This window comes from Brevibacillus sp. FSL L8-0520 (assembly GCF_037963895.1).
Taxonomy (GTDB): domain Bacteria; phylum Bacillota; class Bacilli; order Brevibacillales; family Brevibacillaceae; genus Brevibacillus; species Brevibacillus borstelensis.
Genome location: NZ_CP150171.1, coordinates 631,828 through 644,917 on the forward strand (window position 1 = coordinate 631,828; position 13,090 = coordinate 644,917).

Here is a 13,090-nt window from a genome sequence, read left to right on the forward strand (position 1 = left end):
ATTGTCATTGAACTACTCCTCATTTGTTAGACATATCGAAACAAATGGAGAGGCAGTTTATGATGCCGCGTTCTTTTGCTTTCATGAATCAGTTTTGCCGGAAGCCTCCACACGTCCCTTTCGCTCCCGATGGAACGATGCATGGATCAGACACAGCACGACTGCAGCCGACGAGACTACTGTCGCCAGCGTAAGCGCAGGAACAATCCCGCCCGCGTCGTACATCTGCCCGAAAAAAAGCGGTCCAAGCAAGCGGCCTCCTGATGTAATGGCCCCTACGGCTCCGAGATAAAACGGGGCCGATTCCCCGGTTTTCTCGCTGATAAAAGTCGGGACAGTAGGAGCGATCAGCATTTCTCCAAAGGTCGTAATAATCATACCGATGATAAAAGCCGCATAATTGTCATGAAAGAACAGCATAAACCCGAATCCCCCGCCGTAAGCGATGGCACTGGCGACAAGCTGGGAGGACAGATTTTGCTTTACCAGCCTTTTCAACCAGGAGGTGACGGGCTGTCCGGCAAATATGACGATGCCGTTGATCGTCCACAGCCAGCTGTAGGCAGCCAGCGGCATGCATGACGAGGTGAGGTGGGGAGCGACGCCCGTGTTCCAAACGGTCGTGGAGAAGAAAATGAAGGCAGAACCAAGCGCCATAAACAGGTATATTTGATAACGCAGAAGCAGCCGCATCGAGCCTTGGCTCCGTTTTTCCGTTTTTTCGCTCATCGAGCCGACCAGTTCATCGTGAGACATGTTCCGCATGAAGAAAAAGAAAAAGCCGGCAAAAAGAAACGTGCTCACACTGTTGAACAAAAACGTAAAGTGAAAGGAAATGGCCGCAATCACGCCAGCCAGCGCGGTACCTACGGCCATGCCGAGGTTGTTGCCCACATACACGATGTTGAACAGTTCACGCCGCTGCTCCTTCCAGCGAAAGCCGATAAACGCCTGGATAGCGGGATTCGACACGTTAAACAAAAAGCCAAGACCGATCATAAATCCGATGTATAGATACCAGTTGCCCAAAAGCAGGATTCCGAGCATACAGCAAGCCTGCAGCAGGAGTGAGCCTACGATCAGCCGCTTGGCTCCGACCCGATGAAACAAGGATCCTCCGGTAAATTGACCGACGATGCCTGCCAGCGATTGCAGCATGAGCACAAAACCGGCCTCCGTCATCGAACGGTGCAGCTGGGTATGGACATATAAGGTCGTCAAGGGCCACATAAAGGCACTGCCGGAAGAGTTGAGAAAGCTGGCGGCAAGAAACAGCCAGGCTTCCCGGGGATAGCGGTGGAGCCATGCCCTTGGTGAGATCATGCTGGGCTTCCCCCTTTGCGGTACGTTTTGGAAGTAGTATAGCTGAATTATTAAATATTATAAACTAAAAAGTTTATAAAGTAGCTGCCATCAGGCAAATAAAGGCTGCCCCATCTCGACGTGATTCGAGTATACTAGACAAAGTGGGAGTTGACCGCATTCAGACAGAAACAAAGGTGGAGTTATGCTTGATTCGTACATTAAAACGACTGTTGTTTATGCTTCTCCTCGTCGTCATTGTGGCAGGAGGTTATTACGGATACGCATTTTATCAGTTTGCTGAAGACATACAAGCGCCCAACGTCATCGAACATCGGCAGGAGCCGGGGGAGACGACCAAGGCAGCGGAGATGCCTGTATGGGATGGAAAGGACCGGGTCAATATTCTCCTCATGGGGGTAGACCGGCGCGGCATGAAGAACAATGGGCTTCCCCGTTCAGACTCCATGATGCTTGTGAGCGTTGACCCGGTGACCAAAAGATACGATTTGTTTTCCATTTTGCGCGATACGTATGTAGAGATACCCGGTCACGGCAGTTCACGCATCAATGCTGCTATCGTAGAGGGCGGACCGGAATTGGCGATGAAAACGGTCAGCCAACTGACGGGTCTTTCCGTTGACAGATATGTCATTACTGATTTTGAAGGCTTCAGGCACCTGATCGATGCTGTCGGCGGTGTGGAGATCGATGTGGAAAAAAACATGCGCTACCGCGACCCGACAGACAAAGGCATGTATGACATCGATCTGAAAAAAGGACTGCAACGGCTTGATGGAACCAAAGCGCTGCAATACGTTCGTTTCCGCCATGACGCTACTTCCGACTACACCCGGACAGAGCGGCAGCGCAAGCTGATGGCTGCTCTTGCCAGCCAGATGAAAAACGGAACGACCCTGATTCAGCTTCCTTCCATTTTAAAACAGATCACTCCATACGTGCAGACGAACATCAGCTCTATGGATATGTTGAAGCTGGCCGGATTGGGGCTTTCGCTGGACACGCAGCAGCCGGGGCAGTATCAGCTGCCGCCGATGGGAACTTTCCGTGAATCTCATCGGGCCGGCTCGGTATTGATTCCCGACGTGGACAAGGTGCAAGCGTTTATTCAGGAAGCGCTGCAGCCTCCGCTCAAAGAAGAAAAAGAGACGTCTTCCATTCCGCAGCAAACAAGCAGCGACACGCAAAGATAAGCGTGTCGTTTTTTTTTGCCATCAATCGGAGAGATTGGGGAAAACTAGCCGTATCCCATGTGTTAGGAGGGGAAGTGGTGGCTTCCGATGTCATCCGTGACTGGTTTTCCCATACAGCAGACCTGATTGTCGAGCATGTTGACGAACAAGAAGGCCGTGTACGGATTTATTTTCTGTCCAGCATGGCTGACAACAAGGTTGTCTACACAAAGGTTTTGCCGGAGCTGAGGCAGCTCGATCTCCAGAACGCAACGATCAGCGAGGTGGAAAATCGGCTCGGTGTCCCGGCCTCTCAGCGGATAATCCCGGCAGGAGCAGGTCATCAACCAGTTGCTCAAGGGTGCCATTTACATTCATGTAAGCGGAGCTCCCTATGGATTGGCGATACCTGCCAGCGGGGTGGCAACACGCAATTTGCAAAGGCCGGAAATCGAGACCAACGTACTTGGCCCGCAAGTAGCGTTCGTTGAAGATCTTGATATGAATCTGTCGATCATTCGCAAATACCTTGCCTCCCCTCAGCTATTTCACGAGCAGCTATGGGTTGGGAAAAGCGTGCCGCAGGAAGTCGCCATCCTGTACATGGAGGGAACGGCGAATCCGGAGCATGTTCAAACCATCCGTCAACGGATACAAGATTTGGAGGTGGATGGACTTGTTGAAGTCAACATTTTGACTCAGTACATAGCGGACAATGAAATTACCGTTTTTCCCACATTGCTGCAAACGGAGCGGCCGGATCGCGTCTCAAGCGCTTTGCGGAAGGGTCAGGTGGCCATATTGATGCAGGGAAGTCCGTTTGTGCTGCTTGGGCCAACTGCGTTAATCCACTTTTTTGAGTCGCCGGATGACTATTACTTCCGTTGGAGCATTGCCACGTTTAACCGGGTTCTCCGTGTCTCCGCGATGATCGCTTCCCTGCTATTTACACCGCTTTACGTGGCGGCACTCACTTTTCACTACGAAATGATTCCGGCTGATCTCCTTTGTCACTCGCACAGTCCCGGGCCAGAGTCCCTTTTCCGCCTCTGTTTGAAGCTTTGATGATGGAGATTATTATTGAACTCTTGAGAGAAGCAGGGGCAAGGCTTCCTACCAAAGTAGGACAGACGATCGGCATCGTTGGCGGTATCGTGATTGGGCAAGCATCCGTGCAGGCGGGCTTTACCAGCAACATCTTGATTATCATTGTTGCGCTCGGAGCCTTGTCATCCTTTATCGCTCCCAGCTACGTGATCGGCTCTACGATCCGCGTGATTCGCTTTCCCATCATTTTGATGGCGGGGCTGCTTGGTCTGATCGGAATCATGATGGCGGTCAGCTTCCTCATCAGCCATCTCTTGCGGCTGACGAGCTTGGGAAGACCGTACCTCTCCCCGCTTTATCCGGTTCGCCTCATCGACTGGAAAAACAGCTTCATCCGGGCTCCCTTTGCGTTCCTTGCCAAACGTCTCGAGTTTTTTCAAAACGGCAAGCCTTATCGCTACAACAAGCAACGAGCACGCCAAATCCATAATTTTGATGAAGATGAGTAGGGAGGAGCCATGAAGATCAATGTTCAGCCCAAACCAACGACGACCATAGCTCCTTACATGACCGGCTTCGTTGTCATGTCGACGCAAATAGGGGTAGGAATATTAGGCTATCAGCGGGTGGTCGCAGCCGAATCCGGCCATGACGCATGGATTTCCGTAGCCATCGCGGGACTGCTGTCGCATCTTACGATTTGGATCATATGCCGGACACTGAGGCACTACCCGTCCGCAGATTTATTCGGGATACATCGGGATGTGTACGGGAAAATCATCGGCAACCTATTCAGCCTTCTGTACATCCTCTACTTCATCGCAATGGCGATGGTCATCCTGCGGGGGTACATAGAAGTCGTACAATCATGGATTTTTCCAGGGATTCCGATCTGGATACTTGGCTCGATATTGTTATTTCTTGCGATGTACACTGTCCTCGGTGGTATTCGGGTGATTACCGGCTACGCGATCATTTCGGTGTTTATCACGATCTGGCTTTTTTTTGATCTCTACTTCACGTTGGAATACGCCCGCTGGCACTATCTTTTGCCGGTTATGGAGGCAGATTTCAAGCAGCTTCTAAAGGGGGCACTGATCATGGCCTTTACCTCCGTCGGGTATGAAGTGTTGTATTCGATTTACCCCTACGTCGGAGATAAAACGCGTTTGCATCGGCATGCCCAGTGGGGAGCGTTCATTACCAATTTCATCTACGTCGTCCTGATGATCATCTCGCTCATATTCTTCAGCGAAGGCCAGCTCATACGAACGATATGGCCAACGCTGCAGATCAAGACCGTCGTGTATTTCCCGTTTCTGGAGCGGTTCGAGTACCTTGCCATCTCCCTGTGGATGCTGATCATCCTGCCCAACGTCATGCTGTATATGTGGTCCGCCTCCAGGGGGTGCAAAAGAATGTTTGGCTGGAACCAGAAGCGGGTTTTGTACATCATCGGCGCGGTCATCTTTATTGCGATGCAATTTTTTGTCTCGAGACATGCAGCCAATTACATCATCGATCGCATGTCGTACGTTAGCTTGTACATGGCTGTGATTTACCCTTATGTCCTATTGTTGGGAGTTCTGATCAAACGGCGGTGGAACAGGAGGGAGGATTCATCGTGCCGAGATCCGGAAATAAGCGGCTCCTGAGAGCGGGAGCCGTGCTCCTTCTATGTTCTGTTCTGCTCAGCGGCTGTATCAGGACGCAAATTTTTGATGAGCTTGGAATGATTACGGTGGCGGGATATGACCTGTTAAAGGACGGGAACATACGCGGAACGGTGGTGATGCCCTCCATCAATCCCGAGGCTGAAGAAAAAGTGCAGGTGATGTCCGGCATCAGTCTGACGAGCAAGGGCATTCGCGACAAGGCCAACCTGCAGTCAGACAAAGAAGTGCTGGGCGGGCAGCTTCGGGTCGCGATGTACAGCGAGGAGCTGGCCAGAAAAGGGATAGGCAGCATTGTGGACACTCTGTACCGCGACCCCTCGATTGGAAGCCGGGTTTATTTAAGTGTCATTGAGGGCCAAACCTACGATTTGCTGACGTACAAATTCAAAGAGGAAGGCAATATTGGCATTTACCTCTACCAATTGATCCGGCACAACGTAGAGGATGACAAAATTCCGTCTCCTACTCTCCATGAGTTTTACCGCTCCTACTTCAGCGAGGGAATCGACCCTTACGTCCCTTTTCTTGAGAGGAAAGGGGATGAGGTGAGGATCAAAGGCGTGGCTCTGTTTCACAAGGACAAATATGTCGGCTGGATTCCTCCAAAGGAAGCCTTTCACATCAAGCTAGTTCATGATGCTTATCGAGCGGGAACGTACGAAACGTCGGTAGATCCGGAGAGGATGGGGGTAAAGCCGAAAAAGAAGAACACAACCGGCCCTGACATCCAAATGGTATTTGATACGCTGAGCAGCAAGGCCCACGTCGATATTGTCAGTACGAATCCACTGACCTACAAGGTCGATGTGAAAGTACGGACACGCATTCTGGAAATGTCAATACCGTTAAAAATAGAACAACCGGAGGTACTCAGAAAAATGGAGCAGGCCTTGTCTGAAAACATGAAGCAGGATTTGGCCAAGGTCGTCGCCAAAATGCAAAAATGGGAGGTAGACCCCTTTGGGTTCGGGGAATTATACCGGGCAAAATTCCGCGGGGCGCGGAAGCTGTCTCACGATCAGTGGCATGAGATGTACAGGAAGTCCCGCTTCGATTACAACATCGATGTAGAAATTGTCCGCAACGGCGTGTTGGATTAATTGCCCATTGACTTTCTATTTTGGTATAGCATATAATCCGTTTTGTATCATAAAAAGAAATAAAGTTCTTCAAACTAAATATACGTAGAATTCTTCTTATCCAGAGCGGCGGAGGGACAGGCCCTATGAAGCCCGGCAACCGGCTCATCGATTCTGATGGGTGGCGCGGTGCCAATTCCTACAAGATTGTAGAATCTTGACAGATGAGAAGGGTGAATGCGATCGTATAATGCGGTGCAGCCCCTTTTTCGCCTGATGAAAAAGGGGCTGTTGATTGTAATGGGAGGTGAACCGGATGATTCGGTTGCAGAATCTGAAAAAAGACTACATTGTAAAAGGCCATAAAACACCTGCGCTGCGCGGAATTGACCTCTCGATCGAGAAGGGGGAAATTTTCGGCATCATCGGACATTCCGGTGCCGGCAAAAGTACGCTGATTCGCTGCATCAACCTGTTGGAACGTCCGACAGCAGGCAGCGTCATTGTAGACGGGGTTGATCTGACCAAGCTGGATGAAGGCAAGCTCCAGGAACAGCGGCGGCATATCGGAATGATTTTTCAACACTTCAACCTGCTCTCGTCGGCTACAGTCGGGGAGAACGTCGCGTTTCCGCTCAAGCTGGCCAAGCGGCCCAAGGCGGAGATCGACAAAAAGGTGAAGGAAATGCTGGCGTTGGTAGGGCTGGAACAGCACCGCGACAAGTATCCAGCACAATTGTCAGGCGGACAAAAGCAGCGTGTCGGCATTGCCCGGGCGCTGGCGAGCGACCCCAAGGTGCTGCTGTGCGACGAAGCGACATCCGCTTTGGACCCGCAGACGACCAACTCCATTCTGGCGCTTCTTTTGGACATCAACCGGAAGCTGGGCTTGACGATCGTCCTCATTACGCACGAAATGCACGTCATCCGCTCCATTTGCGACCGGGTCGGTGTCATTGACGGAGGGCACATCGTAGAAATGGGCAATGTTCTGGATGTGTTCTTGAAGCCGCAGCATCCGACGACACAGGAGTTCGTGGAGCAAGTAGCAGACTCCAGCGAGCTGCGGGCTGCCGTTGCTCATGAAAAGGCGTCAGGCGAACGGACGATCCTGCGGGTCACGTTCCTCGGAGAACAAACCTACCAGCCGATTCTGTTCCAAACGATGCAGGAAACAGGTACGGTGTTCAGTATCCTGCAAGGAACCATTTCGCGTATGAAAGACACCCCATATGGCCAGCTCGTGATCGAGTTGGGCGGGGATGCGCAGCAGAACAGGAAAGCTGTCGATACGCTTCGTCAGCGCGGCCTGGAAGTGGAGGTGATTTAAAATGGGATTCACGCTTAAAAATATAGACTGGGCGGAAATTTGGAAGGGAACGCAGGATACGTTGACGATGCTTGGCTTTTCCACCTTGTTTACCGTCGTTATCGGGCTGCCGCTGGGCATTTTGCTGTTTCTCACATCCAGAGGCCAGCTTTTGGAGAATCGCGCGTTTTATTCGATCTCATCCTTTGTCGTAAACGTTTTGCGTTCGGTGCCATTCATCATCCTGATGATCCTGCTGATTCCTGTAACCAAAATGCTCGTCGGCACCTCACTCGGGGTAAAGGGCTCGATTCCTCCGTTGGTGATCGGGGCGGCTCCCTTTTTCGCCAGACTGGTGGAGACCTCCCTGCGCGAGGTTGATCGCGGCGTAATTGAAGCGGCGCAATCGATGGGTGCATCCAACTGGCAAATTATCCGCAGCGTGCTCTTGCCGGAATCCCGTTCGGGGCTGATCGCCGGGATTACGATTACCACGGTGTCGCTCGTGTCCTACACGGCGATGTCCGGGGTCATCGGCGGCGGAGGCTTGGGAGACCTGGCGATCCGCTACGGGTATCAGCGCTTCCAGACAGACGTCATGGTCGTGACGGTATGTATTTTGCTTGTGTTGGTTCAGATCCTGCAGATGGTGGGCGACAGGCTCGTCATCAAGTTCAGCCGGAAGTAGGATCTTGTCCATAGAGAATGTTCAAAATAGAAAGGGGAAATCATCTGTGAAGAAATTGGTCGTATCTGTACTGTCCACTGTACTGGCACTGTCTCTGGCTGCTTGCGGCAGCCAAAATGAATCGGCTCCCGCGCCGTCTGCCGGCGGTTCCCAAGGCGAGCAAAAAGAAGTAACGCTGAAAGTGGGCGCAACGCCGGTCCCGCAGGCTGAGATTTTGAAGTTCGTCGCGCCGAAGCTGAAAGAGCAGGGCGTAATTCTGGAAGTCAAAGAATTTACCGACTACGTTCAACCTAACGTGCAGGTAAATGAAAAGCAGCTGGACGCCAATTTCTTCCAGCACAAGCCGTACCTCGATGATTTCAACAAAGGACAAAACATGAACCTGGTAGAAGTAGTACCTGTTCATATCGAGCCGTTTGGCGCATATTCCAAAAAAGTAAAAAGCGTGGATGAACTCGCTGACGGTGCAACCGTTGCTCTGCCAAACGATGCAACGAACAACGGCCGCGCACTTGCTCTGCTCGAAAAGCAAGGCCTGATCAAGCTGAAAGACGGCGCAGGCATCAGCGGTACTGTAAAAGACATCGTAGAAAACAAGAAAAATCTGCAGTTCAAAGAGGTAGAAGCTGCGATGCTGCCACGCGTCCTGGATGAAGTAGACCTGGCTCTGATCAACACCAACTATGCGCTGGAAGCGAAGCTGGTACCGACCAAAGACGCCCTGTTCATCGAAGACAAGGATTCTCCATATGCAAACTACCTGGTAGCTCGTCCGGACAACAAGGATTCCGAAGCGATCCAGAAGCTGGCGAAAGAGCTGAATACGCCAGAAGTGAAAAAGTTCATCGAAGATACGTATAAAGGAGCAATTGTGCCTGCATTCTAATGCCAGGCTTCAAGCTCTACGATAGGCTTCTTGCTCAAGATATCGAGAGGGTGCCCCACAGTCATTTAGACGTGGGGCACCTTCCTTTTTTAGGAGAAAACAAGCGGAAAATACGGAACGTGAACACCGTACCTGCTCATCCCCCTGGCTCTCCTCCTGTCCGAACCAGGATTGACGGAGAGGATCGTTCAGTACTATCATAACCACAGCCTTGTCTTCAGGCAGGACGATGCAAGCATGGACATACAAAGAAGCGGAAGGAGACAACGCAATGTCCGAGGATCTCGAATATGCAAAAGCGCCCCACGGCAGTAGTCGCCTCAGTCTGCAAGCTGACTGCGAGAACTGCTTCGGCTTGTGCTGTGTCGCGCTGCCCTTCGCTGCTTCGGCAGATTTTGCGATTGACAAACATGCCGGACAGCCCTGTCAAAACCTGCAGGCGGACTTCCGCTGCGGCGTTCACAACAGCCTCAGACAGATGGGCTTTCGAGGCTGCACGGTTTATGACTGCTTTGGCGCGGGACAAAAGGTCTCCCAGGTCACTTACGGAGGACTCGACTGGCGCAAGTCCCCTAAGTCCGCGAAGGAAATGTTTGAAGTGTTTCCGATCATGTGGCAGCTCCATGAGCTGCTCTGGTATTTGTCCGAGGCGCTGACGCTTCGGCCAGCCCGTCCCATCCGGGATGAGCTGAGCCAGGCTCTCGACAAGACAGAGCGCCTCACGAACCTCGATCCAGACTCGATCTTGAAGCTGGACGTGGCAGCACACCGTGCCGATGTCAACAAGCTGCTCTTGCGGACCAGCGAACTTGTGCGAGCCGATTTTTTGCGCTCGCAGAGGGGATCCGCAGGCAAGCGCAAGACGTACAGCCGGGGAGCCGATCTGATCGGAGCCAAACTGAGAGGAGCCGATCTGAGAGCCGCCAATTTGAGAGGAGCCTACCTGATTGCCGCCGATCTCAGAGGAGCTGACCTGAGAGGAGCCGATCTGATCGGGGCTGACTTTCGGGACGCTGACATCAGGGGAGCCGATCTGACGGAAAGCATCTTTCTGACGCAGCCTCAGATCAATGCGGCAAAGGGTGATGCCAGTACAAAGCTGCCGCCGTCCCTTTCCCATCCGATGCACTGGTCCTCACCTGAGGCGTGAAGCGGGAGGGCGACGTTCATTTAAGTGCTGTGGCAAAGGTTCGCAATGCGAAGTATATGAACCCGTTTTATTCCGTGCAAACAAGAATACCGGGAATCTGGCATACAGAATTACCGGTATTTTTTCTTTTTCATATCTATCTTTATATTTTTTTACTAATAGATAAAATATTCGTAAAATTTAATTAAATCTAAACAAAACCCATTCCCAACACGGTATTTTGCAGGTATATTTTGGTTGCATTGCTATTGATAGACAAGGGGGAATTTTCAGATGAAGAAGCAAATCTCAGTACTGGCACTGGGGTTGTCGCTTGTAGTCGGCGCGGCTCTCGCCGGGTGTTCGGCAGGCGGCGGCCAGTCAGCATCCGGGAACAAGTCGGCCCCGAATGCTTCCCAGGAACCGGCACCGGCGGCCAAATCAGGACCGCAAGTGTTTCGGGCCAATTTGACCAGCGAGCCGTCCACAGCGGACCCGGGCCTGGCCAAGGATGCAACCTCCGGGGCGATCGTTCGCGCCACCTTTGACGGCTTGACCCGCCTGGACAAAGACTCCAAGCCGATGAATTCGATCGCAGAGGATGTAAAAATATCCGATGACAGGCTGACGTATACGTTTACCCTGCGAGATGCGAAATGGAGCAATGGCGACCCTGTCACCGCACACGACTTCGAATTCGCCTGGAAGCGCGTGCTCGACCCTAAGCTGGCAGCGGAGTATGCCTACCAGCTCTACTACATCAAAAATGCGGAAAAGGTGCACGCCAACAAACTTGGCCCTGAGGAATTGGGCGTAAAAGCCTTGGACGACAAAACGCTGCAGGTCACATTGGAGAATCCGACTCCGTACTTCCTGGAGCTGACCGCTTTTTATACCTACTATCCGGTCAATAAAAAGGTCGTGGAAGCCAATCCGAAGTGGGCCATGGAAGCGGCGACGCATGTGGGGAACGGACCGTTCAAAATGACCGCTTGGGAGCACAAGGCCAAAATTGTGCTGGAGAAAAACGAAAACTACTGGGAGAAGGACGTCGTCAAGCTGGATAAAATCGAGTTCTTCATGATCGAAGACGACAATACGGCGCTCTCCATGTTCGAAAACGATGAACTGGATTGGGCGGGTCAGCCGTTCAACGGACTGCCGACGGACGCCATTCCGGCACTGAAGGAATCGGGCCAACTGGTCGTCCATCCGAAAGCGACCATGTACTGGTACAAGATCAACACCACGAAACCTCCGCTTAACAACGTGAAGATCCGCAAAGCCTTGGCGCTCGCAGTGAATCGGCAGGCCATCGTGGACAACGTGACACAGGTTGGCCAGGTCCCGACGATGGGTCTGTTGCCGCAATCGATGATTCTGAAGCCGGATGGCTATTTCAAAGACAATGATGTTGAAACCGCGAAGAAACTGCTGGAAGAAGGCATGAAGGAGCTGGGCGTGACAAAGCTCCCGCCGATCACCCTTTCCTACAACACGTCTGACCGCCATAAAAAAATCGCCGAGGCCGTTCAGGATCAGTGGAAACAGGCGCTGGGCATCGATGTGAAGCTGTTGAACAAGGAATTCAAGGTCTATCTGCAAGACCTGCACGAGCTCAATTACGACATTGGCCGCCTCGGCTGGAATGCCGACTTCAACGATCCGATCAACTACCTGGAGATGTTCCGCGAAAAGGATACCGGAAACAACGATACAGGCTGGGAAAATAGCCGCTACAAGGAGCTGTTGATCCAATCTGCTACAGCGAAGGACGCCGAGACCCGCAAGCAAATGTTTGCGGAAGCGGAGCAAATCTTTATGGATGAAATGCCGATCATTCCGCTGTTCACTGACGTAGACGTCTGGGTGCAAAAAGAAAAGGTGAAGGGCGTGCAGGTGGACGGTCTCGGATTTGTCGACCTGAAATGGGCAGAGATTAGCGAATAAAGAAAAAGGGCCTTACTGCCAGATCAGCGTCCCGGTCAGAAAACTAAGAATGGCAGTCCAGAACAGGGAAAGCGGGTTCCAGACTGCCATTCTGCCCACCTTCTGCCCACCTTCTGCCCAGCATTCCGCCCACCATTCTGTCTGCCATTTTGCTGCCATTTTGTCCGCCCATCACAGACTTTCCAGATATGATCTCACCCTATTGATGCCTGGCATCCTCCTCGGCTTCCCCGTACCGGCGGCTTTCGTCCTTCGGGATTTGCTCAATCTTCAAGCCGAAAATTTGCGGAGGGTCAATGTGGTTGGCTTGCATATAGGCAGAGAGTTGGCCCCGGTGATGAATCTCGTGTTCTGTCATGGCCATGATCATTCTCCATGCACTGACTTCGTAGCCGAGGACATTTTTCACTTTTCCCTTCAGCATCTCTGGCTCCAACTGGCGAAGACCGGCAAGTACAGTAGCATGACACTGCTCCAAATAGTGAATTGCTTCCGCTAACGTTTTGCCTTTCTCAGGCCCATGCCCATCGTACTTCCATTCATTTTGCGTGATTGCATGGAAAAACATGAGCTCGGCTGAGCCCAGATGCCGAATGATATCGCCGATCGAAAACTTGCCCTCGTCGGGACGCCAGTCGATTACCCCTTCAGGCAACTGTCCCAGATACTTCAAAGTTCGCTTCCGCACGCCTTCAAAATGGGAGATCAGTTCTTCTTTCTCCAGCATGTAATTCATCCTCCAAACGGCAGAGTAACATCCTTTGCACTTCCATTTTATATAAAATATTCTAAAAATTCATTAAATAAACGCGATACCGGTCTCGAATTTAC

The 13,090-nt window shown here is 51.8% G+C and carries 12 protein-coding genes, 1 pseudogene and 1 riboswitch; of the genes and pseudogenes, 9 read left to right on the top strand and 4 right to left on the bottom strand.

The genetic code is table 11. The features are described from left to right. Positions 1-81: 81 nt before the first annotated feature. Positions 82-1,323: an MFS transporter gene (locus NSQ24_RS03470; protein WP_339167249.1), complete on the bottom strand. Its 1,242-nt coding sequence runs from the start codon at positions 1,321-1,323 to the stop codon at positions 82-84. 191 nt (positions 1,324-1,514) lie between these two features. Here NSQ24_RS03470 and NSQ24_RS03475 point away from each other — a divergent pair, with 191 nt between their 5' ends. Further along, on the top strand, positions 1,515-2,516 hold the full coding sequence (locus NSQ24_RS03475; protein WP_024984012.1) for an LCP family protein: 1,002 nt from the start codon (positions 1,515-1,517) through the stop codon (positions 2,514-2,516). Positions 2,517-2,578: 62 nt separating this feature from the next. On the opposite strand, the gene NSQ24_RS03480 is transcribed toward NSQ24_RS03475, so the two are convergent. Further along, a complete protein-coding gene (locus tag NSQ24_RS03480) occupies positions 2,579-2,854 on the bottom strand; it encodes a hypothetical protein (protein WP_227277989.1) in 276 nt (91 codons plus the stop codon). Here NSQ24_RS03480 and NSQ24_RS03485 point away from each other — a divergent pair. The 8 genes and pseudogenes from NSQ24_RS03485 (at position 2,847) to NSQ24_RS03520 (ending at position 12,259) form a co-directional block, all read left to right on the top strand. Further along, positions 2,847-4,051, top strand: a pseudogene (locus tag NSQ24_RS03485) (spore germination protein). The gene NSQ24_RS03480 and the pseudogene NSQ24_RS03485 overlap by 8 nt on opposite strands. A 9-nt stretch (positions 4,052-4,060) precedes the next feature. After that, a complete protein-coding gene (locus tag NSQ24_RS03490) occupies positions 4,061-5,197 on the top strand; it encodes a GerAB/ArcD/ProY family transporter (protein ID WP_003389824.1) in 1,137 nt (378 codons plus the stop codon). Beyond that, on the top strand, positions 5,167-6,318 hold the full coding sequence (locus NSQ24_RS03495) for a Ger(x)C family spore germination protein (protein ID WP_003389823.1): 1,152 nt from the start codon (positions 5,167-5,169) through the stop codon (positions 6,316-6,318). The genes NSQ24_RS03490 and NSQ24_RS03495 overlap by 31 nt, the downstream gene beginning before the upstream one ends. 93 nt (positions 6,319-6,411) lie before the next feature. Beyond that, a riboswitch (SAM riboswitch) is annotated at positions 6,412-6,528 on the top strand. Positions 6,529-6,613: 85 nt separating this feature from the next. Then, complete coding sequence (locus tag NSQ24_RS03500) at positions 6,614-7,627, top strand: methionine ABC transporter ATP-binding protein (protein ID WP_003389822.1); 1,014 nt, start codon at positions 6,614-6,616, stop codon at positions 7,625-7,627. A 1-nt stretch (position 7,628) separates the two neighbouring features. Beyond that, the gene (locus NSQ24_RS03505; RefSeq protein WP_003389821.1) at positions 7,629-8,294 is read left to right on the top strand and encodes a methionine ABC transporter permease; all 666 of its coding nucleotides are present in this window, start codon (positions 7,629-7,631) and stop codon (positions 8,292-8,294) included. Positions 8,295-8,340: 46 nt separating this feature from the next. Then, positions 8,341-9,180, top strand: a complete 840-nt coding sequence (locus NSQ24_RS03510) for a MetQ/NlpA family ABC transporter substrate-binding protein (protein ID WP_003389820.1) — start codon at positions 8,341-8,343, stop codon at positions 9,178-9,180. 271 nt (positions 9,181-9,451) lie between these two features. Then, on the top strand, positions 9,452-10,330 hold the full coding sequence (locus tag NSQ24_RS03515; protein ID WP_003389819.1) for a pentapeptide repeat-containing protein: 879 nt from the start codon (positions 9,452-9,454) through the stop codon (positions 10,328-10,330). A 273-nt stretch (positions 10,331-10,603) separates the two neighbouring features. Further along, on the top strand, positions 10,604-12,259 hold the full coding sequence (locus tag NSQ24_RS03520; RefSeq protein WP_122958051.1) for a peptide ABC transporter substrate-binding protein: 1,656 nt from the start codon (positions 10,604-10,606) through the stop codon (positions 12,257-12,259). 12 nt (positions 12,260-12,271) lie between these two features. On the opposite strand, the gene NSQ24_RS03525 is transcribed toward NSQ24_RS03520, so the two are convergent. Next, positions 12,272-12,418: a hypothetical protein gene (locus tag NSQ24_RS03525; RefSeq protein WP_339167251.1), complete on the bottom strand. Its 147-nt coding sequence runs from the start codon at positions 12,416-12,418 to the stop codon at positions 12,272-12,274. 40 nt (positions 12,419-12,458) lie between these two features. Next, positions 12,459-12,986 (bottom strand): DinB family protein, encoded by a 528-nt coding sequence (locus NSQ24_RS03530; protein WP_024984015.1) that lies wholly within the window; start codon positions 12,984-12,986, stop codon positions 12,459-12,461. Positions 12,987-13,090 lie beyond the last annotated feature (104 nt).